18 protein-coding genes are annotated in these 23466 nt (G+C 34.8%); 8 read left to right on the top strand and 10 right to left on the bottom strand.

All coding sequences use genetic code 11. The annotated features are described in order from the left end of the window. Positions 1-212: 212 nt before the first annotated feature. Genes EOJ36_RS08705 through EOJ36_RS08690 form a run of 4 tightly spaced genes read right to left on the bottom strand, consistent with a single transcriptional unit; the run spans position 213 to position 6111 of the window. Positions 213-641 (bottom strand): Fur family transcriptional regulator, encoded by a 429-nt coding sequence (locus EOJ36_RS08705; RefSeq protein WP_127804401.1) that lies wholly within the window; start codon positions 639-641, stop codon positions 213-215. Then, positions 628-2451: an ABC transporter ATP-binding protein gene (locus EOJ36_RS08700; protein ID WP_127804399.1), complete on the bottom strand. Its 1824-nt coding sequence runs from the start codon at positions 2449-2451 to the stop codon at positions 628-630. The genes EOJ36_RS08705 and EOJ36_RS08700 overlap by 14 nt, the downstream gene beginning before the upstream one ends. A 1-nt stretch (position 2452) precedes the next feature. Continuing rightward, positions 2453-3487 carry a gliding motility protein GldB-related protein gene (locus EOJ36_RS08695; RefSeq protein WP_127804397.1) on the bottom strand — a complete coding sequence of 345 codons (1035 nt, stop codon included), beginning with the start codon at positions 3485-3487 and terminating at the stop codon, positions 2453-2455. Beyond that, positions 3487-6111: a valine--tRNA ligase gene (locus EOJ36_RS08690; protein WP_127804395.1), complete on the bottom strand. Its 2625-nt coding sequence runs from the start codon at positions 6109-6111 to the stop codon at positions 3487-3489. The genes EOJ36_RS08695 and EOJ36_RS08690 overlap by 1 nt, the downstream gene beginning before the upstream one ends. Before the next feature lie 112 nt (positions 6112-6223). Here EOJ36_RS08690 and EOJ36_RS08685 point away from each other — a divergent pair, with 112 nt between their 5' ends. After that, positions 6224-6703: a sterol desaturase family protein gene (locus EOJ36_RS08685; protein WP_317125908.1), complete on the top strand. Its 480-nt coding sequence runs from the start codon at positions 6224-6226 to the stop codon at positions 6701-6703. Between the two features lie 234 nt (positions 6704-6937). Here the strand turns inward: EOJ36_RS08685 and EOJ36_RS08680 are convergent, their stop codons facing one another. Beyond that, a complete protein-coding gene (locus tag EOJ36_RS08680; RefSeq protein WP_127804391.1) occupies positions 6938-8011 on the bottom strand; it encodes a PorP/SprF family type IX secretion system membrane protein in 1074 nt (357 codons plus the stop codon). Positions 8012-8108: 97 nt separating this feature from the next. Between EOJ36_RS08680 and EOJ36_RS08675 the strand changes: the two genes are divergently transcribed. Then, positions 8109-11162, top strand: coding sequence for a gliding motility-associated C-terminal domain-containing protein (locus EOJ36_RS08675; RefSeq protein ID WP_164847877.1), 3054 nt, complete (start codon positions 8109-8111; stop codon positions 11160-11162). Here EOJ36_RS08675 and EOJ36_RS08670 read toward each other — a convergent pair. The 3 genes from EOJ36_RS08670 to uvrA are packed head-to-tail and all read right to left on the bottom strand — an operon-like array spanning position 11159 to position 17422. After that, positions 11159-13075: an amidophosphoribosyltransferase gene (locus EOJ36_RS08670; RefSeq protein WP_127804387.1), complete on the bottom strand. Its 1917-nt coding sequence runs from the start codon at positions 13073-13075 to the stop codon at positions 11159-11161. The two genes, EOJ36_RS08675 and EOJ36_RS08670, sit on opposite strands and share 4 nt — an antisense overlap. Positions 13076-13124: 49 nt before the next feature. Then, positions 13125-14588: an NADH-quinone oxidoreductase subunit N gene (locus tag EOJ36_RS08665; protein ID WP_127804385.1), complete on the bottom strand. Its 1464-nt coding sequence runs from the start codon at positions 14586-14588 to the stop codon at positions 13125-13127. A 14-nt stretch (positions 14589-14602) separates the two neighbouring features. Then, positions 14603-17422 (bottom strand): excinuclease ABC subunit UvrA, encoded by a 2820-nt coding sequence (gene uvrA, locus EOJ36_RS08660; protein WP_127804383.1) that lies wholly within the window; start codon positions 17420-17422, stop codon positions 14603-14605. Positions 17423-17481: 59 nt separating this feature from the next. On the opposite strand from uvrA, the gene EOJ36_RS08655 reads away from it, so the two are divergent. After that, the gene (locus EOJ36_RS08655; protein WP_127804381.1) at positions 17482-18072 is read left to right on the top strand and encodes a hypothetical protein; all 591 of its coding nucleotides are present in this window, start codon (positions 17482-17484) and stop codon (positions 18070-18072) included. A 9-nt stretch (positions 18073-18081) separates the two neighbouring features. After that, positions 18082-19125, top strand: coding sequence for a beta propeller repeat protein (locus tag EOJ36_RS08650; RefSeq protein ID WP_127804379.1), 1044 nt, complete (start codon positions 18082-18084; stop codon positions 19123-19125). 20 nt (positions 19126-19145) lie between these two features. Here EOJ36_RS08650 and EOJ36_RS08645 read toward each other — a convergent pair whose 3' ends face one another. After that, positions 19146-19427, bottom strand: a complete 282-nt coding sequence (locus EOJ36_RS08645) for a hypothetical protein (protein WP_127804377.1) — start codon at positions 19425-19427, stop codon at positions 19146-19148. Positions 19428-19519: 92 nt separating this feature from the next. Continuing rightward, a complete protein-coding gene (locus tag EOJ36_RS08640) occupies positions 19520-20584 on the bottom strand; it encodes a helix-turn-helix transcriptional regulator (RefSeq protein ID WP_127804375.1) in 1065 nt (354 codons plus the stop codon). A gap of 337 nt (positions 20585-20921) precedes the next feature. On the opposite strand from EOJ36_RS08640, the gene EOJ36_RS08635 reads away from it, so the two are divergent. Genes EOJ36_RS08635 through yaaA form a run of 4 tightly spaced genes read left to right on the top strand, consistent with a single transcriptional unit; the run spans position 20922 to position 23464 of the window. Beyond that, positions 20922-21734, top strand: coding sequence for a hypothetical protein (locus EOJ36_RS08635; protein ID WP_127804373.1), 813 nt, complete (start codon positions 20922-20924; stop codon positions 21732-21734). Between the two features lie 28 nt (positions 21735-21762). Further along, complete coding sequence (locus tag EOJ36_RS08630; RefSeq protein WP_127804371.1) at positions 21763-22197, top strand: hypothetical protein; 435 nt, start codon at positions 21763-21765, stop codon at positions 22195-22197. A 58-nt stretch (positions 22198-22255) separates the two neighbouring features. Further along, positions 22256-22897, top strand: coding sequence for a GIY-YIG nuclease family protein (locus EOJ36_RS08625; RefSeq protein WP_127804369.1), 642 nt, complete (start codon positions 22256-22258; stop codon positions 22895-22897). A 24-nt stretch (positions 22898-22921) separates the two neighbouring features. Further along, on the top strand, positions 22922-23464 hold the full coding sequence (gene yaaA / locus EOJ36_RS08620) for a peroxide stress protein YaaA (protein ID WP_127804367.1): 543 nt from the start codon (positions 22922-22924) through the stop codon (positions 23462-23464). The last annotated feature ends 2 nt before the right edge of the window (positions 23465-23466 follow it).

The following is a 23466-nucleotide window of genomic DNA, read 5'->3' as shown; positions in this document are numbered from 1 at the left end:
CTGGGATCAAACCCGGGAAAGTAAGTAAGCTCCAAAGTATTATTCAAGGCCAATCCGAAAGGGTTGGCTTTTTGTGTTTATAGAATCGAGGAATTGAGGAATCGGAGAATTGAGGAATCGGAGAATTGAGGAATAGGTGAATTGAGGAATCGGAGAATTGAGGAATCGGGGAATCTGAGTATCTAAGAAATTCATAACCCATAACCCATAACTCATAACTCATAATTACATCCAAAACACTTTCCCTGTATCAATAAATTACTCTCTTGTTTAATATACCCTTCAGGTAAATTGATTTTAGGTATTTCTATCTCTAAACAAGTTGTCTGGCCACATTGAATGCATTTAAAATGTACGTGGTCATGTTGATGGTGAGCTCCTTCTTGATGATGACATAGTTCTTTACAAAGAGCATATTTTACTCCTCCTTCATCATCTAATACTTTGTGGATTAATCCTGAACTTAAAAAACTTTTTAAGGTTCTGTAAATAGTAACTCGATCGAATTGGTTCGCTAATTCAGATTCAATTTCTCCTTGACTCTGTGCAAAATGATTCAATTCAAATAATTGTAGCACTTCCTCCCTACAAGGAGTAGTTCGCAATTTGAATTTCTCTAATTTTACTTTAATTGTTGTCAACTGATTCTATAATTTGATTTCCTTGCAATTTTACCATTTTTTGGTAAACTCCTGATTTTTTTGCAATTAAAGTTTCATGATTTCCCATTTCAACTATCTTCCCTTCTTGCATTACAAGTATTATATCTGCGCTTCTGATGGTTGAAAGTCGGTGAGCAATGATTACTGATGTTCTGTTTTTCATTAATTCCTCTAAGGCACTCTGAACCCATTTTTCTGATTCCGAATCGAGAGCACTTGTAGCTTCATCTAATAATAAAAATTTAGGATCTTTTAAGATAGCTCTAGCAATTGCAATCCGTTGACGTTGTCCACCAGATAATTTCACTCCTCTTTCTCCTACCAATGTATCCCACTTTTCAGGAAAGGCCTCAATAAAATCTTTTGCAAAGGCCAATTCGGCTGCTTTTTCTATTTCTTCCTGACTTGCATTGGGATTGCCATATCCAATATTTTCTCGAATACTCCCACCAAATAATAAGACCTCTTGCGGTACCATGGCTACTAATTTTCTCCATGATTCTACAGGTAAATCAGTTATATTTTTCCCATTTAAGTATATTCCTCCTGTGCTTGGTTCGTAAAAACGCATTAATAATTGTGCTAATGTTGATTTTCCGGTTCCAGATGGTCCAACAATTGCTATTTTCTGACCAGGTTGAATGGTAAAATTAATTCCCTTTAATATTTCTAATTCTTTTCTACTTGGGTAGGTAAAATGTAAATCTTTTAATTCTATGGTTCCAAATAAAGGGGTTTCAATGGATTTATTGTTTTCCAATTCAATTTCTGAAGGATCATTTAAGATTTCTAATATTCTCTCAGATGCACCAATAGTTTTTTGTAATTGTGCATAAATATCACCTAATCCTCCAACTGAACCTCCAATGAAGGCTGTGTAAAAAATAAAGGTTAATAAATCTGCTAAAATAATGTCTCCATTTGCTACTAATCTAGCCCCAAACCAAACCACCGCCACAATTCCACCAAATAAGGCAAAGATGATAAAACTTACGAATCCTCCTCTAAATGTTGCAGCCAATAATGCTTGTTGTACTACTTTTTGTAAGGAATTTGTGTATCTGTTTACCTCCCAACGTTCATTGGTAAAGGCTTTTACAGCTGTTATCGACTGTAAGGTCTCTTCAACTATAATATTGGTATACGCTAATTCATCTTGTGATTTTTTGGAAATTTTACGAATGTATTTACCAAAAATAATGGCAGCTAAAACCAAAAATGGAAATGTACAAAGCATAAACAAGGTAAGTTTCCACGATAAATAGGTGATGAGGGCAACTCCTCCAACCAAAGTAAATAATTGCCTAAAGAACTCTGCAAGTGTGATCGATAAAACATCTTGTAATTGAGTGATGTCAGATGTAATTCTACTCATTAATTCCCCTACACGACGCTTTTCAAAATGAAATATTGGTAAGGTTATAATTTTCCCGTACAAAGCCTGACGCATATCTCGCATAGCCCATTCACTTACTCTTGTGAAGGTAAATATTCTGAAAAAAGATAAAACAGCCTGAACAACTAAAATACTGATAAAAAATAAGGTAACAGTATTTATGTCGTAGTTGGATTTTCCTTCAATTACCTTGGTCATTTCTCCAATCAAAAGTGGGAAACTTAAAGTAGTTAAATTCGATAAAACAAGAAAAATGATACCCGAAACAAAGGTCCATTTGTAAGGTAATACGAATCGATAGATTTTTAAGGCTTTTAAAATACCTTCTTTACTAACCTTTATCTTATCTTTGGCATCAACTCCTGCGCCAAAACTTTCATGCCTTTTTGCCATGTTATTTATTTTCTTCCGACTTCCCCCGATACCCTGATTCTTGTAAAATCTTTTGAGCATCATCCATTTTCATGAGGTCGCTTAATTTTTTACCTGTGTTATTTTTTTGATAGTGGTCAACAATTGTATAACCTAGCCATCGACCAATAGATCCTGGACAAGAAGGTCCAATTTCAGGTGTTTTGGGTCTTTCTCCTACATATTTTGTTTTTGTGTAAGAGTCACTTTTGTACAACAAGGAATTGCCTATAAAATGTTCCCAAATTTGGTTTTGGAATTGATTTACTTCGGACAATTCTTTGCTTGTGTATCCAAATAACGTACTATCTGGAATTTCAGGTATTAGATTTTTTGTAAAATATAGGGCCTTCCCGTACCAGATGATATCACTTAAAAGTGTTCTGTTTGCATCCTGGTGTTTATTAACAAGCGAAGAATATTGTAATAAAATTTGTCCCGCTAAACCGTTGGGTTCTAATCGTTTTACTTGGTAATCGTATAACTCTGGAGCAATGTATTTACCTTTTGAACCCATGAAATAATCTAATCCAATAATAATCAGTGTGTCAGAAACTACTAAATGTTGTGCTGGGAATTGTCCTGCTCCACCAAAGCCCGTAAATACTGTTTTGATGGTTGGTGCAGGTATATTTGGATATAATTGCACCAATTTGTTGAAGGCATTTTCTAATTGAATTTGCCATTGATTTGTGCCAAAAAAATCTTTTTGTTTAGATTGACTGTAAAAGTCTTTAAAATCTTTATTTTGATAAATGTTGAAAAGGGCATTGGCTAAAGATTTTCTTTGGGCTTTTGGCGTATTAAAATATAATTCCAAAACATCTGAATTTTCAAAGAGAATTGAATCAATTCTTTCAACAGATTTTGCAGCAAAAAATTCCTCTTCTAAATGAAATACATCTAATTTGATTTTTACTTCAGGATTTTCAATGGTATTTTTCTTGTTTTCATTACAAGAAAATATACCTGCTAGGCCGATTAAAAATACCCCAATAAAAATTATTTTAATTTTCATTAAGCCAGTTTTTCCAAAATTTCTTTCAAAGATTTTATTTTGTTTACAGCATCTGCTAATTTCTGTCTTTCTCTCTCCACTAAATCCGCCTTTGCATTTTGGACAAATCGTTCGTTTGCTAATTTAGCCTCTACAGATTTTTTAAATCCTTCCAAATAGCCTAATTCTTTTTCAGCCTCTGCCTTAACCTCTGCCGGATCTTGGTTTAATTCCAAAGGAACAAAAAACTGATCTGCTTTTACTACAAATGTTTGTGCATCTGAAACTACATTATCAGTGAATTGAACATTTTCCAAATTAGCCAATTTGATTAAAATTGGTTCAATGGCAGCATATTGAGATGCATTACTTGTTTTGATATATAATGCCAAGGCCAATTTTGGCGAAAGTTGTTTCGTGTTTCTGATTTCCCGAACCTTTGAAATGATTTCAAATAGTTGTTCAAATTGTGACAAAAGGCCGGTGTTTGATGGCCCTCCTTTTGGGAATTCAGCTCTACAAATACTTTCTCCCGCTTTTCTTTCTTCCATGTTTTGCCAGATTTCTTCTGTGATAAATGGCATGTATGGATGCAATAAACGCATTAATTGGTCGAATATATTCAAGGTTGCCTCTAGCGTTTCCTTTCTGATTGGGCTTTGGTATGCAGGTTTAATAATCTCTAAATACTTGCCGCAAAAATCGTCCCAAATTAAATTGTAGATGGCCAAAATAGCATCAGAAATTCTAAATTTGCTAAAATGGTCTTGGATTTCCACCAATGTTTGGTTGAATTTCGATTGGAACCATTCAATGGCTAAGGTATGCTCAGGTAAATTATTTCCCTCTTCAATTTGTAGTCCTTTTACCAATCGGAAGGCATTCCAGATTTTGTTGGAGAAGTTTCTGCCTTGCTCGCAAAGCTTTTCGTCGAACAATAAATCATTTCCTGCAGGTGCAGAAAATAAAAGTCCAGAACGAACTCCATCAGCCCCAAATTGTTCAATTAAATCCAAAGGGTCAGGGCTATTTCCTAAAGATTTGGACATTTTTCGGCCCAATTTATCTCTCACAATACCCGTTAAATAAACATTTCTAAAAGGTAATTCCCCTCTCCACTCATATCCCGCCATGATCATTCGGGCAACCCAGAAGAATAAAATATCTGGACCTGTAACTAAATCGTTGGTTGGGTAATAATAAGATATTTCCTCATTTTCTGGATTTTCAATGCCATCAAATACAGAAATTGGCCATAACCAAGAAGAGAACCAGGTGTCTAAAACGTCTGGATCTTGTGTTAAATCGTCTTCTACTAAGGCAAATAATTGGTATTTTTCACGCGCAATTTTTAAGGCTTCTTTTTTGTCGCTTGCAACAATTACCGTGCCGTCTTGTAAATAAAATGCTGGAATTTGTTGTCCCCACCACAATTGTCGAGAAATACACCAATCTCTCACATTTTCCATCCAAGAGCGATAGGTATTTTTGAATTTAGCAGGCACCAATTGGATGTTGTCGTTCATGACATTTTCCAAAGCTGGTTTTGCCAAATCCTCCATTTTAAGGAACCATTGCAAGGAAAGTTTGGGTTCAATTACAGCACCTGTTCTTTCTGAAGTTCCAACAGTTGATTTGTATTCTTCTGTTTGAACTAAAAACCCTTTTTCGTTCAATTCTTTGACAATTCTTTTTCTTGCCTCAAAACGGTCAACGCCTACATAAATTTGCGCCTTTTCGTTTAAGGTTCCGTCATCGTTTAAAATGTCGATTACTGGTAATTTATGTTTTAAACCTAATTCGTAGTCATTCAAATCGTGGGCAGGTGTAACTTTTAAACAACCAGTTCCAAATTCTAAACTTACATATTCATCAGGAATGATGCTAATTTCACGATCTATTAAAGGGATTTTTACTTTTTTGCCATGCAAGTGTAGATATCTTTCATCGGCAGGATTCACACAGATGGCGGAGTCGGCCATGATAGTTTCCGGACGCGTTGTTGCAATAGTTACAGAGCCAGATCCATCAGAAAGTGGATATTGGATATGGAACAATTTTGCTTGTACATCTTTGTAGATTACCTCTTCGTCAGACAAGGCTGTTTTTCCTTGTGGATCCCAATTGACCATTCGAACGCCACGATATATTAAACCTTTGTTGTATAAACGAACAAACGTATCAATTACAGCTTGGTATAATTTGGGCTCCATTGTGAATCGCGTACGATCCCAGTCGCAGGAAGCACCTAATTTTTTCAATTGTTCAAGAATTATTCCTCCGTATTTTTCTTTCCATTCGAATGCATGTGAAAGGAATTCTTCACGAGAAATATCTTTTTTCTCGATTCCTTTTTCTTTTAGCATAGCCACCACTTTTGCTTCAGTTGCAATAGATGCATGGTCGGTTCCGGGTACCCAACATGCTTCCTTGCCTTCCATACGCGCCTTTCTAATTAGAACGTCTTGAATGGTATTGTTCAACATGTGTCCCATGTGCAACACACCTGTTACATTGGGTGGTGGAATTACGATACTGTAAGGTTCTTTATTTGGATTAGGTTTGGAAGCAAAAAGTTTGTTCTCCATCCAAAATGCATACCATTTGTTTTCTATTTCTTGCGGGGCGTAATTCTTATCAATCATAACTACAAAGATACTAAAAAGTGGAAAGTGGAAAGTGGAAAGTGGAAAGTTTTTGAATTATGAGTTATGGGTTATGGGTTATGGGTTATGGGTTATGGCAGTTTAATAGTTTATGATTATTTTTGTTTTCAACTTTCAACTTTCCACTTTCAACTTTCAACTTATCATGTTTTTCCCCGTACTAATTACTTTACTCACATTCATCTCCATGGAAGGCGCAGCTTGGGTGATTCATAAGTATATCATGCATGGATTTATGTGGAGATGGCATGAGTCGCATCATGTACATCATAAAAATGTATTTGAAAAAAATGATTTGTTCTCAGTCGGATTTGGATTATTTGCTACGATTTTAATCGTGGTGGGAGATCTGAATCCCAATTTAAGCTTCCTTTTTTGGATGGGAATTGGTGTGACACTTTATGGAATTTGTTATTTTCTATTTCACGATGTAATTGTTCACCGTCGCATTAAAATTAAATTTAAAAGCAAAAATGCCTACTTGAATAAAATCACAAAAGCCCATTATGTGCATCATGAGGTGCATACGAAGAAAGGGGCAAGGTATTTTGGGTTTTTGTTTGCAAAGTGAGCCAGTGAGCCAGTTAGCCAGTTAGCCAGTGAGCAGAGTGAGCTAGTGAGCTAGTGAGCTAGTTACCTAGTGAGCTAGTAACTCAAATAAGGAATTTTGCACTTTAATATTGCTTCAATTTTACTTACCCATTCACATACTGACTTTCTTGTACACCCACTCATTGGCTAACTTCCTCACTAGCTCACTTGTTCACCGGCTCACTCTGCTCACTAGCTCACTCTGTTCACTTTATTAAAGCCTCGGACACACATACCCCCTCTGAAATAATTTATTTCGTAAGGCTTTTTTAGCGTCTCCAAAGAAATCAAAGGTGTAGCTTAGGGATAATTCATGGGCACCACCGCTGGATGGACCAAGCGATGAAATTGTGGTGTCGTAAGAATATCCGACAGAAAAGTTGTCTTTGTGGTAACCCAAGAGTAATACAATAGATTCACTACTGCCAAATTTGTTTTGAATATCTTTTTTATAGGGTAGTCCTCGGTACCAAACTCCAAGGGTAAGTGGAGAGTAGGTAAAATACGCACCCAAATCCATTTGCTCGTAATCTCCTTGTTTTTTGAAATGAAGTACAGGTGAAAAACTTTTCTCATTTTTCATGTTTTCAACAGTTCCTGTTGAATAATAAGGATCTTCTAACATAATTTTTGTACCTAATTGTAAAGAATATTTCATAGGTAAAAAATTGGGTATGCCGGTGTTTTGGAACAAAGATTTGTCGGGTTTGTTTAGGTGATCTACAGAAAGTCCCAACCAAGAATTTCCTCTATTGATCATGGTACCTACACCTAAATCTATGTAGTGTTTATTGGGAATTAAATTTGAAATTATAGGATCTGGTGCAATTGTTGCTCCTCTGTTGCCGGTAAGAACATCTAACATTTGGTTCGACCAAATCAGATTACTTAGGTCTAATCCTTTATTTACATAGGCTGCTTGTAAACCAAATGATACGAATTGGTCTTCTGAAACAGTCAGATGGTATGCATATTGCCCTGCCAAAGTGGTAGTTCTTAGGTTGGAAAATTGCACATCATTGCTCAATACGAGTCCTAGGCCTGCATTATTCTCTGGCAATGCCAATTCTGCACTAATGGCGGAATATTGGTAATTTGCACTTAAATTTGGCCATTGATTTCTATGGATGAAATGGATTTTACTGGTATTGTTGATACCCGCAAAGGCTGGAGAAATGAGCAAAGGAGAGGCATAGAATTGCGACAATTGGGGGTCTTGTGCATGAGCAACTTGAGTTGCGGATGCAAGCAGGATTGTCGAAAATAATATGGTTAAAATTCTCTTCATTTGTAGGCCAAAGCCCAGCAATTTACGCCTTATTTTCTTAAAATCAATAATTTGTAGTAATTTGGAATATAATTTTTCAATTTTGAATTGCCTAAGAATGACAAAATTTACCTTTTTTTTATTGGGATTTTTGCTGGTGGTAGGGAGTGTTAGTGGGCAGTCAATAGTTTATAGAAACAATTGTTTGGATGCTTGTAATTCAAAAACAAATACTGTTTTAGAGGTAAAATCAATTACTCCATTTTCAACAGGTACTACCTTTACTTGGACCATCAATTCACAGGCCTATGCTCCTCAAACAAATATTTCATCTTTAAAACATGAATTCACCTCAAAAGGTACTTTTAATGCTAGTGTGGTGATTAATAGTAGTGGGGCAATAACTGTATTAAATACTCTTGTTTATATTGGGGGTATTTCCAGTGAAATCTATTTAAATGATAATCAAGCCGACACCCTAAAGGAATTATGTTCTGGTACAAGTCCCAATACAGTTACCTTGGCAGTTCCTTCTGCTTATAATAATACAAATCATAGTTTTCGATGGTTCCCAAATGGGGAAAGTCTTTCTCAAATCACAGTAGAAAAAGAAGGATGCTATTCTGTAAAGATTTTTGAAAATGGTGATTTATCTAATTGTTATATTGAAGCAAAAAGTAAAGTGAAGATTTGTGGTAGTTATCCGAATAAACCATTAGTTCCTACAGGCATTGGTGGAAGTAGTCCTTTAAATTGTGTGAATTGTCCTCAATGGGATTTAGGTAATAATGTAAAAGTTATTTTTCCAACGGATGGACGGCCTCCTTATTCAGCCACTGGACCATATATTGCTCCCTCTAATGTTGCCTATTATTCCATTAATAACAAGGGGGCTAATTATTTAATTGGAGGATTAAATTCTAACGGGAAAGTAATTTATGATAATCAAAATAATAAAATTGGAGAGGTAATTGATGGAGATATAAATATGTCAAATGGGGTTTCTATTATTCCTAAAAAGAATTGTAAAGGATGTAATTCAATTTATTATTTAATTACAACCTCAATAGTTGGGGGAGAGAATAAGTTGTTTTTCCATACGATTGATTTATCCCTAAACAATGGTCATGGTGGCCTACTGAATCAACCTCAATACGACAATTTACTTTTAAATTATGCAGTATCGCAAAAAATAAGTGTCATTGCAACCTCAAAAGGCTACGAATTATATGCGCTTAGTGAAAACAGTGAAAAATTAATAAATTTTTCAATAGACGAAACTGGGATTTCAAAAGAATCAATCACAACTATTAATTCCCCAATAGTTGGTGCGGAATTGGGGAATATGAATGTGTCAAAGGACAATTCAAAGATAGCAATTGCTCTTCCACCCGGTAAAGTCAAAGTTATGGATGTTGGAAATAATTCTACAATAATAGATATTCCGATTTCAGGAGGGGAGGTTAATGGTGTTTGTTTTTCACCTGATGCAAGATTACTTTATGTTTCAGTCAATAAACCAATGGGTGGCTCAGATGTTCTACAATTTTTACTTGACACTACAAATGTAATAGCTTCAAATAAACATGTTATGTCCACACCAGGAAAAATTGGTGCTATTCAATTAGATCCTGCAAGGGGTACAAAATTATATGCTTCAAGGAACGGAGAAAAACATTTTTTTTCAATTGATAAACCAAATACACGGATTTATAATGCTGGATCCGCTACAACTGCTGGTTTAAATTATTTTGATCCACTCATTTTGCCAGTTGGTTTAGGTTTAGGACTGCCGAATAATGTAACATCAAATAATCAGGATGGCGGGCCGCCGAGTTTAAGTATGGAGTGCAAAGGATTGTCTTATTCCTTTAAAATGGATAAGGACTTGTGTGAAAAAAATAAAAATACATCTGTCAAGTGGGAGTTGTATTATTTCGGAAAAAATTATGTTAAAATGTTAAAGGATGTTTTAAATAATAATGGTCAAAAAGAAGTAAATAATGCTGCAGCTATATCAATGACTACTCTAGGCTCTTCAATAATAGATATAAATAGTACTTCAAATTATGATTTTAATTTAGACCCTACTAAATCGGGTTATTATGTATTAGTGGCAAAGGTTACTAATAATTGTGTTACTGATTATGTGCTTGACGCCCAAGTTTTTTTTATTCAAATCCTTCGCCCATTTAAATTAAAAAATCAAATTGATATCATACGATCTGCAAATTTTGGAAATAGTCCATCGTGTAATTTCCCAAATTATACTATTACCCCAATCCCTGTTTTAAGTGCAGCTACCTCAGTTCCTACAGTTCCACCAAATGATTTACTTGTTCCAGGAGATTTTCCAATTTCTTATAATTGGAGTAATAATACAACGACTCCAAGTCTTACTATTCCATTTCCTTCCGGTGCAGGAAATTATACCTTGGAAATAAAAGACCCAGCAACGGGTTGTTCAGATAAATCAAGTACCCTGGTGAAATTTTATACAGAAAACGATTTGCCACCGCAGAATAATTGGAATATCTGCATGGATGACCCATTCCCTTTAAAGAAACTCGACATTTTCCCAAATGCCCAAAACCTAAGTTTTGCTTGGACAATAACCCAGCCTGGAAATATAGTTAATCCCATTCCGAGCGACCACCCCACAAACTTTATAAAAAACTTTATAGATATTGATAGAGATGGTAGATACAATGTTGTAATTACCGACAATGATAGCTGTAGATTGGTGAGAGAATTTGTTGTGGATGATAAATGTAATGCCAAGGTTATTGCTCCCACAGTTTTTAGGCCCAATTTAAATGGAGTTAAACCTGCTACTTTTTATCCTCAATGGAATTGGCCCACAAAAGATTTTTTGGATAAGCCAACCTATATTCCCAATACGTTTCGAACCTATAACAGAAATAGAACGATCATTAAATCCTTTAAGGTGTTTAATCGTTGGGGAATTCTACTTTACCAGAAAGATTATGACCCTGTTGAATTTGTGAAATCAACTTTTGAAATGGAATTGCCTTCAAACGGCTGGGATGGCACCTATCAAGGCAAACTTGTTCCACAAGATACTTACGCATGGGTCATAGAATATGAGTCGCTGGATTTTCCACAGAAGGGACTAATGACAGAAAATGGGGCGGTTTTGGTTGTTTACTAATACGCTCTAACCTCAACTCCTTTCATGAAGTTGACAAAAGATTTGTTTACAACCTTGTTTCCACCAGGAGTAGGGAAGTCGCCCGTGAAATACCAATCGCCTAAATGATTCGGACAAGCCTTATGCAAATTATCTACCGTTTGATATACAATGGCCAACGCAGCTTTCAAATTCTTAGGCTTCACAATCTCAGCGATTTTATTGGATATTTCATCATCTGTAAATGGCGCATAAATGGCTTTTACAAAGTTTTCCTGATCAGCTGTTCCGTTTTCGATAGCATTCAAACAACGGAGATTTACTTCGTCCAAAATATTTTCCATGCCACGTTCTTGTAACAATTCTAATGCTGCACGGAATGCTACAAATTCCTTCATTTTCGACATGTCTATGCCGTAACAATCGGGATAACGAATCTGTGGTGCAGAAGAAACAATGACGATTTTCTTTGGAGAAAGTTTATCTAATAATTGTAAAATACTCTTTTCTAAAGTAGTTCCACGAACAATAGAATCATCAATTAAGACAACTGAGTCTACATTCTTTTGAATGACCTCATAGGTAGTGTCGTACACGTGCGAAACCATGTCGTCGCGCTGTGCATCATTGGTAATGAAGGTTCTAACCTTTACATCTTTCGCAATCAATTTTTCAACTCTCGGACGGAAGGTTAACAATTCATCCAAATCTTTTTCGAATAAAACGCCTTCCATGATGGCCTTTTTGCGTTGTTTGGCCAACTCGTTTTCCAAGCCGTCTAGCATGCCTAAAAAGGCAGTCTCTGCTGTGTTGGGGATGTATGAAAACACCGTATGTTTTAAGTCGTTGTTTACTTCCTCCAAAATTTGAGGAATCACCAAACGGCCTAATTCTTTTCTTTCATTGTAAATATCTGGGTCCGAACCTCTTGAGAAATAAATTCTTTCGAATGAACAAGATTTTTGTTCCAACCGATCTATAAATGGCTCTTCCGAGAAATCCCCACTTTTGTCAATGATTAATGCATGACCAGGAGTAATTTCTTTAATTTGGTCATAAGCACAATTGAAACTGGTTTTAATAGCCTGTTTTTCTGACGCCACCACCACTACTTCTTCATCAGCATAATAATAGGCAGGACGAATACCTGCAGGGTCTCTTGCCACAAAGGAAGCTCCATAACCTGTCATTCCAACCATCGCATATCCACCATCAAAATCTTTGCAAGAACGCTCTAATACACGCTTTAAGTCGATCTTTTCTGCAAGTACTTCTGACATCTCAACGTTGCTATACAAATCTTTGTTTTGTGCAAAATGTCTTTGGTTTTCCTCATCTAAAAAGTGACCAATTTTTTCCATCACGGTAACGGTATCCACTTTTTCTTTTGGATGCTGACCCAAGGAAACTAATTTATCAAAAAGTTCATCAACATTCGTCATGTTGAAGTTTCCTGCCATTACCAAATTTCTACTTCTCCAATTGTTTTGGCGAAGCATTGGGTGACAGTTTTCAATTTCGTTTTGACCATGTGTTCCGTAGCGCAAATGACCTAATAAAACCTCACCGGTGAATGCCACATTTTCTTGCCACCAATCTGCATCATGTGTGTAATCTATTCCTGTTTCGCGTTTGGTTTCTTTAGCCGTTTTTAGGGCTTTTCTGAACTTTTTGTTGATTTTTCCGAAAATATCGGCTACTGCTTGAGGCTCTACTGAGCGGTATCTTGAGATATATCTACTTCCTGGATTTACATTTATTTTGATGTTTGCAACACCTGCTCCATCTTGTCCTCTATTGACTTGTTTTTCCATCATCAAATACAATTTGCCAAGTCCGTAAGTTGGGGTTTTGTATTTGTCCAAATAATATTGGAAAGGTTTTCGCAGTCTGATGAGTGCAATACCACATTCGTGTTTAATCGAATCTGACATAATGAAGAAGATAAATGTAAAGTCCTAACACAAAATTAAGGAATTAAGTTTAAGCTCTAAAGAAATCTGGAAAAAAGAATGCAAAGAAAAGTACAAGTCCGATGAGTCCGACAATCCACGCATTTTTATGAATAGAAATTATTGGATTTGTGCTACTTGATGCTTCTTTGAAATACAATTGAAAGGGTATTTTTAGGTAAAATACCAAAGAAACAGCTGTTGTAAATAGGGAAACAATTAACAAAGCCAATATCGATTTTAATTGAGTGAATTGATAGGTACTCCAGAGTAAGCCAAAGTAATTTAATTTTGCCCAAAAAGTCCCAAGAGGTGGAAGTCCTGTTAAGGCTAAAAATCCTAACAATAAAGATATTCCATACCATGGTTTTGTTTTTCCTAAACCAGCAAATTGATCTAAATCGTTTTTGACAATAGTGTTTGAACCATTGTCGCAAAGGTAGAATACCAATAATGTGCTTAAGCTGTATAAAATGGAATACATGATTAAGGCCTGACTTCCTTCGGTATAGTTAAATAGCCAAATCATGGCCATAAATCCGCTGTGTGCTATGGATGAATAGGCTAAAAGTCGTTTGGTGTTGGTTTGGGTTAAGGCGCCAAAATTACCTACAAGCAATGTTACAATGGCTAAAATAGCTACTACATTCAGCGTTTGAGGAGGAAAAAGATGTATGATGCGAAGTCCTAAGCCTGCTACTGCAATTTTTGGGGCAATGCTCATCCACGACATCCATGAGCCGGGCAGGGTTTCCAATGCATCTGGATTCCACGGATGAAAGGGTGCCCAGGTCATTTTGAATAAAATGCCGGAACCAACCAAAGCCAATGCGGTTCCAACTAACCAAGGATTTTGAGAACTTAATGCACGCACCATCGCATCTCCTTCCAAGGCAAATGTGCCACTCATACCATAAACGAGGGAAACTCCGTATAAGAAGATCGCAGATGTTGCCATACCAAATAATACATAAGGCAGGCTGGCTCTAACCCCATTTTCATCTTTCCGGATGCCAACTAAAAGATAAGTTCCTAGCGACATTAGTTCTAAACTAAGGTAAATACTCAACCAATGATAGGAAACACTGGTTAATAGTGCTCCGCTCAAAACACTCAAAAATCCTATTTTTTCTTCATTAGAAAAGGATTTTTGTTGGGTTTGGTTTAAAATTAAGAGCAATAAACCCATTACCAAAACCACAACATTGAGGATGTTGCTAGTTGGGTTTACGGCAAATAATTGAAAACTAACAAAACCTTGAAGCCCTAAATACATCCGTTGGAAGGCTAATAAAAGCGCCAATCCTAGTCCAATTTGAGCAATAAAGTATCGCCAAGAAGAGGAAAATTTTTGGGTTTTGGAGTGCAAAAATAATTCAGCGAATATGCCAACTATAATCCAAATTAAACAAATAATCTCAGGAAGGATGTACGAAAAACCTTGCGTGATTTGAATTAAAATATCGTTTAATGGAAGACCGGCAGTTTCTTGCATAGACAAAAGTACAATTATCCTTTGATTTTTTCTTTTAAATACTCGGCAGTGGGGTTGTTTTTTAACGTAACCATTTCTTCTGGCGTACCTTCAAAACAAATATTCCCTCCTTTGTTTCCTCCTTCAGGACCTAAATCTATGATGTGGTCTGCACATTTAATCACTTCCATGTTGTGCTCAATGATGACCACCGAATCGCCCTGCTCTACCAAATCATTGAGGGCTTTTAGTAGCTTTTTGATGTCGTGAAAGTGTAAACCCGTTGTTGGCTCATCAAAGATAAATAGTGTTTTTCCTTTGTTTGCATTTCCCTTGCCCAAGAAACTCGCTAGTTTTACACGTTGTGCTTCACCGCCAGAAAGGGAATTGGAAGATTGTCCTAATTTTACATACCCTAAACCTACTTGATTCAAAGGGTCAATTTTTTCTGCAATTTTAGTTTGACCTAATTTAAAGAATTCGATGCTTTCTTCAACGGTCATTTCTAGAATGTCGGCAATGTGCTTATCTTGAAATTTAACGTCTAGGATTTCTTGTTTGAAACGATGTCCCTGACAAGATTCGCAGGTTAAGCGAATGTCTGCCATAAATTGCATTTCTATCGTTATTTCACCTTCACCTTGGCAAGTTTCGCATCTTCCCCCTTCCACATTGAAGGAAAAATGTGCCGGTTTATAGCCTCTGTTTTTGGCAATGGCTTGGTCGGCAAATAACGCACGAATTGCATCATAGGCTTTTATGTACGTGATTGGGTTGGAGCGAGACGATTTACCAATCGGTTGCTGGTCTACCATTTCCACTTGAGAAATTTTATTCAAACTACCCCGTATTTCTTTAAATCTGCCCGTTTCTTCAGCCCCTAAGTTTAAATTTCTTAAAAGTGCTGGGTATAATATTTTCCTGATTAAGGTTGATTTTCCGGATCCGGAAACGCCTGTTACCACCGATAAAATACCTAATGGGATTTTTACGTCTAAGTTTTTTAGGTTGTTTTCACTAGCGCCTACAATTTCAATATGTGCCAAAGCTTTTCTTCGGATGCTTGGAATCTCTATTTTGTCTCTACCCGTTAAAAAATTGATGGTATGCGAGCATACATCTTTTTCTTCTAAAGCATCTTTTAGAGTTCCTTGAAACATCAGGGTACCTCCATTTCTACCTGCATCCGGGCCAATGTCAATTAATTGATCAGCAGCTTGCATGACTTCCTCTTCATGTTCAACCACAATAACGGTATTGCCCATGTTTTTGAGTAATTGAAGCACAGAAATAAGTCGCTGGGTATCTCTAGGGTGCAAGCCGATACTAGGTTCATCCAAAATATACATAGATCCCACCAATGCACTGCCAAGTGAAGTAGCTAATTTGATACGTTGAAACTCTCCACCAGAAAGGGTAGAACTCAATCGATTTAAGGTTAAGTATCCCAAACCTACGCGGTCCATGTAGTCCAATCGGTTATTGATTTCAATCAAAATTCGTTTGGCCAAAGCCTGGTCGTGGGAATTTAATGAAAGCTTTTCAAAAAATGTTTTTACTTCAGAAATGGGCATTAAGACCAAGTCTGTGATGGATTTGTCGTGAATTTTTACATTGGCTGCGTCGCCACGTAAACGACTTCCTTTACATTCAGGACAATCTGTTTTTCCTCGGTAGCGTGAAAGCAAAACACGGTATTGGATTTTATAGGTCTCTTTTTCGAGGTGTTCGAAAAATTGGTTGAGTCCAGCAAAATATTTGTTCCCTTTCCAAAGAATTGCCTTTTCCTTTTCTGAAAGCTCTTTGTATGGGCGGTGAATTGGGAAGTCGAAATGAATCCCGTTTCTCAATAAAGGGCTCAGCCATTCGCTCATTCGTTCCGAACGCCAAGGGGCAATGGCGCCTTCATAAACTGATAAATCGTGGTCAGGAATCACTAAATTAGGGTCAAGGCCTAAAACTTTGCCATAGCCTTCGCAATTTTTACAGGCACCGTAAGGATTGTTGAAAGAAAATAGATTTAAACTGGGCTCTTCAAAAATGAGGCCATCCAATTCAAATTTGTCAGAAAAATTTCTTTTTTCGGTATCAACAATTTCGATTTGGCAAGTTCCATGACCCTCAAAAAATGCGGTTTGAATGGAGTCACCCAATCTAAATTGGGTTTCCTCGTCTTCAGGTTTTGACACCAAACGATCAATTAGAATATAAACTTCCTTCGGCTTTTTTTCAAGCGTTTTTATTTTTTCAGGTTGTTCTACTAAGTCTTCTAAGGTGATAACTTCGTCCTGAAATTTTAATCTGGAATATCCTTTTTGGATTAGTAAAGAACATTCTTCGGCAAATTTTCGTGTTTCATCTAAAACCAAAGGAGCTAAAACTAAAACCCTTTTGCCGTCAAATTTATTAACAAAATCTACTACATCTGAAACAGAATCTTTTTTAACTTCTTTGCCAGAAATGGGTGAAAAGGTTTTGCCAACTCGAGCAAAAAGTAATTTCAGGTAATCATAAATTTCAGTTGTGGTGCCTACCGTTGAACGTGGATTTTTGGTAGAAACTTTTTGTTCAATGGCAATGGCAGGAGAAACCCCTTTGATGTAATCGACGGCGGGCTTTTCCATACGTCCCAAAAATTGTCGCGCATAAGAATTTAAGCTTTCGACATACATTCTTTGTCCTTCTGCAAAAAGCGTATCAAATGCCAAAGAAGATTTTCCGGAGCCAGAAAGGCCGGTAATCACAACCAATTTATTTCTTGGGATGGCAACATCAAGGTTTTTTAAATTGTGTACACGAGCACCCTTGATGATGATATGCGTTTTGGGATCAATCATAAAACAAAAATAATCCATTAATTTTGTTCAAAATCATAAACCACAAAAAAAATCGTTAATTAATTTTATTACGCCTTATGAAAAAATATTTAGTACTTTTTGTTTTGCTTTTCGCCGGTTTTTCTAATCCATTGAGCGCACAGGACACAGTTGTAATCAAGGAGGAAGGGGCTCAAGAAGATTTAGATAGGGAAAAAGATGTTTCCGAGTTGAGTTTTCGGCAAAGAGTACATTTTGGAGGAGGCATTTCTGGACTAAGTTTTGGGAATCCGACTAGTATTGGTTTAGCGCCAATGGTGGGGTATCAGTTAGCAAATAATACAATTGTAGGCTTTGGGGCGAGTTACCAATATTATTCGTTTAAAGATTTTTATGGTGTTAAATACACCTCCAATCTTATGGGAGAAAATGTATTCATTCGCCATCATTTGCCTTTTTTAACCCAATTAATTGGACAAGGTTACCTGATTGCTAAAGCAGAAAATTTCCACAATTTATCTGACGGCAATTATGTAAACACCTATTCAAATCCTGTTTTAGTTGGTGTAGGTTTAGGTGCAAAATTCGGATTGAATTTGAATGTTATGTATGATTTAAATTATACTAGTTCGGCCACATCTCCCTATGGAACAGCATTGGTAGTTCAAGTAGGTGGATTTTTCTTTTAATTTAAAAAAATGAAAAACTTCTCATACATCTTACATTTTACATCCTACTTCAAATCTTTTACCTTATCCCTCATACTTTATACCTTATCCTTCATACCTTATCCCTTAACATCGCAAATCAAAAAAATCCCTCTAAATATCCAAAGCAGTTTCCGAGCCTTAAAGGTATCTGGAGGTCATTTGTGGGCAGGAGGCACTAAAGGGATTATTTTACATTTTGAAAAAGATTTAGATAATCCTCAAGTTATTCATGTGCCGGGAGCTGAAAAATTAGATTTTCGCGATTTGGCTATTTTGCCCAATCAGCAGGTTTTAGCCATGAGCGCAGGTCCTTCCGAACAAGGGGCTGCAGTAATTTATTACAGTAATGATTTGGGTAAAACTTGGTTGAAGGTTTTTGAAATAAAGGAGCCTGGCTATTTCTTTGATGCCATAGTATATGATGAAAAATCAAATAAGGGATTTTTGTTGTCAGATCCTATTCAACAACAATTAACTCTTTTTGAATTTAATTTGAATCTAGAATTCCAGCAGGTTAAAATAGATAAATCGCCGAAAATGTTGCCTAAGGAAGCATTTTTTGCTGCGAGTGGGTCATCAATGATCATTCGAGATGGGAAGATTTTGTTAGTTACGGGGGGCTCTGAAAAAGCAAGGATTTGGCAGTCGAAAAATTTGCAGGCGAATGAATGGGAGATTATTTCAGAGGTTGATTCTGTTGGTGCTAATCGCGGATTTTTCTCCATTAATTGTGGGGACAAGAATTGCATGGTAGCAGGAGGAGATTACACCAAATTGCAAGTTAATGAGGTCCCTGTTTTGCTTGGTGAAAGAGGGAAATTTCAGCCAATGAATGCGTCCCCAGGATTTTACATTGAAAAGGTTCTTGCTGTAGGGAAAGATTGGTATGCAGCCGGTCCGGCAGGATTGAGTAAATATTCACATAAAACCAAAAAATGGACAAAGGTTTCGGATGTCGCCCTTCACAATATTGTAAGGTATGGGAATGGGTTAGTGGGGATTGGGAAGGAGGTTATGAGTTATGAGTTATGAGGGAAAGTTGTACGGAATTCTTAGGCCAAATAGGTGTAATAATTCATAGAAAGATAAACGACCATTTCTAAATAGGTTTCTTTCGGAATTTCATTTTCAAAAATTACTTCTACACCTTGTGGGAAATCTAAGCCTTTAAATAGTGCATATAATCTTTCTCTATCAGGTCTTTTTATAATTTCAATACTAGCTAGAGTGTCATTTATATAGTTTGATCGGTAAATAATTCGGTCTTCCAGAATTTCATCTAAATACCAATGGGGGTGCGAATTTAATTTTCCTAAATCTTCTAAATTGGTCATGATTCGATTTATTTGCTTAATTCATTAAAAAGTCATTTGATTTTGTATTACAAATTTTTTGATTTAAAATATCAAATTATGATATTTTGTAATTATTTATATTCTTCAAGTGATTTTCTAATTGAGTTTTTTATTTTTTCTCTAAGGTTTAAAGGCTCTAAGACTGTAAATTGATCTGCATATTTTATGAATAGGTTAGTTAGGTCTTCAGTGTCCTCTATGCAGATATGTCCTATTTGTGAACCATCTTCTTGGTTAACTAATACTTGTGAAAAATGTATGGGGTGTGAAGTTAAATAATTTTTTATCCATGAATCTTTTTTGACCTTAAATTTCACCTCAATAGTAGGAGGGTCATGAGGTAAATTTTCTATATTTTTCCTCCAAATTCCAAGAATGTTTTTGAAATATAGACCTGGGTTGAAATCTGGTTTTATGTCTAAATTAATTTGCTCTTTTATTTGTGAAATTTTTACTATTTTTTCGACTGCAAAACATCTAAGACCTTTGGTTGAAACAGAGGTTGTTAAATGTGAATTTGTTTCTAGTTCCTTTGCTAAAACATACCAAGATGCATACCAGCCATTATGGTATTCTTTTATAAGAACTGGCAAAATTCTATATTCTTTTAATCCATAGCTTATTTTTATAGGTTTTTTCTGCAAAATATAATCTAATAATTCTTTTAAATAATGGGAACCTGACCGCTTTCCTTCAAATATTAATTGTAATGGGTCCCAATGAATTTTTTTGTTTTCTTTATTTGGGTAGTTGACATTTATTTTGGCTGTAATTTTTTGAATTAATGCTTCATTTTCTGGAAATAATTGTATGACAGTATTGAGTAATTCAATCAATTTTTGACTGTCACTTGTGTTTAGGTCATCGAAGGCTCTAATATTGGGGAGTGCATAATAATAGGATGCAGATTTTCTGTCATTTTTTAATAAATTGTCGTCATATAATTCTGCTAATTCTCCATACCTTTGGTTTACCAGATCTTTTAATTTCTTAATATCTCTATTGAATGTAGCAATACCAATATCAGCATATTCAGAGCGGTGATTTAGTACATATTTGTGAGAAAAACGAATTGAAGGATTGCTAATCATTTCATCAAAATCTTTTAATCTCTTCAATATTTCAATTGAATTCATAGTCTATCATAATTTGATATACAAAGCTAGTAGTTTTGTAATATGAAAAAAGAAATCAAATCCTTTATTTACAGTTTTATTATTGTCCTTTTATTCTACTATGCAGGCAGGGGATGGGTCAAATTATTTCAAAGAGATAAACCTATTGAAGTTTTAAATGCTTTGGCAAAAATTGTGCTTATTTTAAATTTTGCATTCTGCTTATTTTACATAATTGTTTTTAGCTCTTTCAATTTTGAAACTACTAATATTTTGTTTGCAATTTTGATCACCATTGAATGTGTATTTTTGGTCATAGGATTGTTATTGGACATTTTACTAAAATCCTCTTTGCAATATGAAAGATGAAATAATTGAGTTTTGTAAGCTAAATAATTGGTTGACTTGGGAAGAAGTAGCTTGTGCAATTTTTTATTTAAATCGAACTGATAAAATAGATGAAATTAATCCATATTTTGAAGGAGGTGATAATTTGCCAAAAATTGTGCAAGAGCAATTAAAAAAGACTAATGGCTTCTTCATGTTTGATGAACAATTGCAAGAAGTTTATAGGGGTTTAATTAGTAAGGATTGGAATGAGTTTAGTGAATGGCTTGCTCGTTTAAATACAGGAGACCAATCAGTAATTGATGATTTTAAATATTTTGAATTGACTAGTTTTTTATTACTTGGATCTGATAATAAATATTCAATCCCCTACCCGCAAAACCTAATTTATGAGGTTTTGCAAGAGATTAATTTAGATTATTCCGAAAAAAGAAGAATTGAAGGAAAGGCTATTTTGAAGTTTTATGGAAATATTATGACGGATGAGGTTAATGATTCCACATCTTTACTTACTAAAGAATTAAATTGTTTCTTAATTCAAGATAATAGTGAAAAAATGCGTATTGCCTTTCAGTTTGATGTTCCCGATCTAGAATTATATGAGTATTGGGAGTACGGTGTTAATTTTAAATATAGTAATACAGAAAAAATAGAAGCATTAGGTTGTGATAATTATATGATTAACAAACATCAATTTTTATTAAAATTAGATCCTTTTATCGAAAACAAATTAATGGAAGGCTTTGATCATTTTGGGATGGCCTGTTTGTTTGAAGGAGATTTTGAAATAGATAAAAGTCGTCAAAGGAATTTTGTATTTTAATAGATAATAAATTTAAAGAAATTTTTTAATGCAAATTCAACGTTTTATTCCTAATACTTCAGAGTTAAATAATTATTACGATTATTTTTTTGATGACCATCACGTTAAAAAACCGTATGATACAGCTGATTATTTAAAAGTAATTCAAATTTATGAAACCCAATGTGAACAATATTTTATTGACCTTTTCAATAAATTAGGAATTCAATCTTCAACAAAAACGGAAAGATATTCTTTACCCTTTTCAGACGAGATAGTTCATGTTCAAGAGGGTACTCATAATTTATACATTACTTTTAATTTACAAGAATTTGCCAGAATTGTAGTTTTAGAATTATTAAATAAAGAGGTTAAGAAACTTAGGTTTTATATTTTGGGAGATGTCGATATGAAACGAAATAAAGGTAGTGTAAGTTTATATAGTAAGATTGTTTGGAGGTTTAGATTTTATAAAAGTATATAACCCGAACCTTTTAATAATTGTTGAGTGGTCAGAAAAATTAAAAATAAAAAGGTGAAATATGAAAGTTGATTTGAATCCAAACAATGTAATTGAATTTTTGAAAGCAGAATTAAAATCTGAAAATTCATTTATACCTGAAACTGCAAATATACCTCTAAAATTATCTAAAGGAATATACTTTTGGTTTATGAAACCTGAAGGATATAAGGCTTTAAGTTCATATATTGAAGTCATACCTTTAGAAAATAGTTTTTCGATTTTAATTGATGATTTATCATATGATTTAGTCTATTTAGGTACTGCAGGAACTGGTAAAAATGGCAGGAGTAATTTGACAGAAAGATTAAGTTGGCATATTGGGCAAAAACATAGTTCAGCAGCAATTATTTCAGGGACAATTTCTACTTTTAGGAAGGGCTTAGGATCATTATTGTCGAATGATTTAATTGAAGGGAATACAGAATTTTTGGTAAATGAATTTATGAAAGATTATTTAAAAGTTTTTTACGTTGAATATTCATTAAATATTAATCAAATTTATAATGATGAAATAATTTTACTTAAATCTTTGAAACCTATTTTAAATTTGAATCATAATCCAAATGCCTTGAAATCTTCCATTGATAATACAACACTTAGATATAAGGATAGGCGACAAAAAGTTGATAAGTCAACAATTTTTAGGTTGAAAAACAATTAAAATTTTCTTTAAATATTAATTAAGATGGCATATTTAATTACTTGTGCTGGTTCAAAAGTTGAAAAAGGCACTTTTCAAACTTCAAATTTAAATAGTCTTTCATTTAATGATATATTGGGTCCGGCTAGAATTGAATTATTAAACTTGGTCCCCAAAATAAAATTAGATTGGGAAAGATCTCTACCTGCTTGGAAATTATATTCAGGCAATAGGAGTAAGCTTTATCCGCAAATTCGCGAAGAAAATTGGAAAAAAAATTGTGTTGAAATTAAAGTTTTATCAGCACTCTTTGGATGGATAAAACATACTGATCTATTGCCATATTATGATTTGAGGATGTCTGATAAAATTTTGGATAATAAATTTGTGTATAAATATTGGCAGAATAAAAATGTTTTAGCTCAATTTATAGATGAAAATGATATTGACCTATTATCAACAAATTATAGGAAGGCAATACATGGAAATTCTAACCCTGTTGCAATAATACCTAATGTTAATTTTACTGATTATGGAGTTCAAAAGGGTAAATGGTTAAACAAAGAATTAAATAATTTGGCTTGTTAAAA

It is taken from the genome of Sandaracinomonas limnophila (assembly GCF_004005965.1).
Taxonomy (GTDB): domain Bacteria; phylum Bacteroidota; class Bacteroidia; order Cytophagales; family Spirosomataceae; genus Sandaracinomonas; species Sandaracinomonas limnophila.
Note: the sequence above shows the minus strand (reverse complement) of the source record. Positions and strands in the feature narration are given on the sequence as shown.

Bases quoted from the DNA above. Each gene is read 5' to 3' on its own strand.
- uvrA (WP_127804383.1), bottom strand. From the start codon at position 17,422: ATGGATTATTTTTGTTTTATGATTGATCCCAAAACGCATATCATCATC.
- EOJ36_RS08670 (WP_127804387.1), bottom strand. From the start codon at position 13,075: ATGTCAGATTCGATTAAACACGAATGTGGTATTGCACTCATCAGACTG.
- EOJ36_RS08680 (WP_127804391.1), bottom strand. From the start codon at position 8,011: ATGAAGAGAATTTTAACCATATTATTTTCGACAATCCTGCTTGCATCC.
- EOJ36_RS08665 (WP_127804385.1), bottom strand. From the start codon at position 14,588: ATGCAAGAAACTGCCGGTCTTCCATTAAACGATATTTTAATTCAAATC.
- EOJ36_RS08675 (WP_164847877.1), top strand. From the start codon at position 8,109: ATGACAAAATTTACCTTTTTTTTATTGGGATTTTTGCTGGTGGTAGGG.
- EOJ36_RS08655 (WP_127804381.1), top strand. From the start codon at position 17,482: ATGAAAAAATATTTAGTACTTTTTGTTTTGCTTTTCGCCGGTTTTTCT.
- EOJ36_RS08625 (WP_127804369.1), top strand. From the start codon at position 22,256: ATGAAAGTTGATTTGAATCCAAACAATGTAATTGAATTTTTGAAAGCA.
- EOJ36_RS08700 (WP_127804399.1), bottom strand. From the start codon at position 2,451: ATGGCAAAAAGGCATGAAAGTTTTGGCGCAGGAGTTGATGCCAAAGAT.
- EOJ36_RS08635 (WP_127804373.1), top strand. From the start codon at position 20,922: ATGAAAGATGAAATAATTGAGTTTTGTAAGCTAAATAATTGGTTGACT.
- EOJ36_RS08695 (WP_127804397.1), bottom strand. From the start codon at position 3,487: ATGAAAATTAAAATAATTTTTATTGGGGTATTTTTAATCGGCCTAGCA.
- EOJ36_RS08685 (WP_317125908.1), top strand. From the start codon at position 6,224: ATGATTATTTTTGTTTTCAACTTTCAACTTTCCACTTTCAACTTTCAA.
- EOJ36_RS08640 (WP_127804375.1), bottom strand. From the start codon at position 20,584: ATGAATTCAATTGAAATATTGAAGAGATTAAAAGATTTTGATGAAATG.
- EOJ36_RS08630 (WP_127804371.1), top strand. From the start codon at position 21,763: ATGCAAATTCAACGTTTTATTCCTAATACTTCAGAGTTAAATAATTAT.
- EOJ36_RS08645 (WP_127804377.1), bottom strand. From the start codon at position 19,427: ATGACCAATTTAGAAGATTTAGGAAAATTAAATTCGCACCCCCATTGG.
- EOJ36_RS08690 (WP_127804395.1), bottom strand. From the start codon at position 6,111: ATGATTGATAAGAATTACGCCCCGCAAGAAATAGAAAACAAATGGTAT.
- EOJ36_RS08650 (WP_127804379.1), top strand. From the start codon at position 18,082: ATGAAAAACTTCTCATACATCTTACATTTTACATCCTACTTCAAATCT.
- yaaA (WP_127804367.1), top strand. From the start codon at position 22,922: ATGGCATATTTAATTACTTGTGCTGGTTCAAAAGTTGAAAAAGGCACT.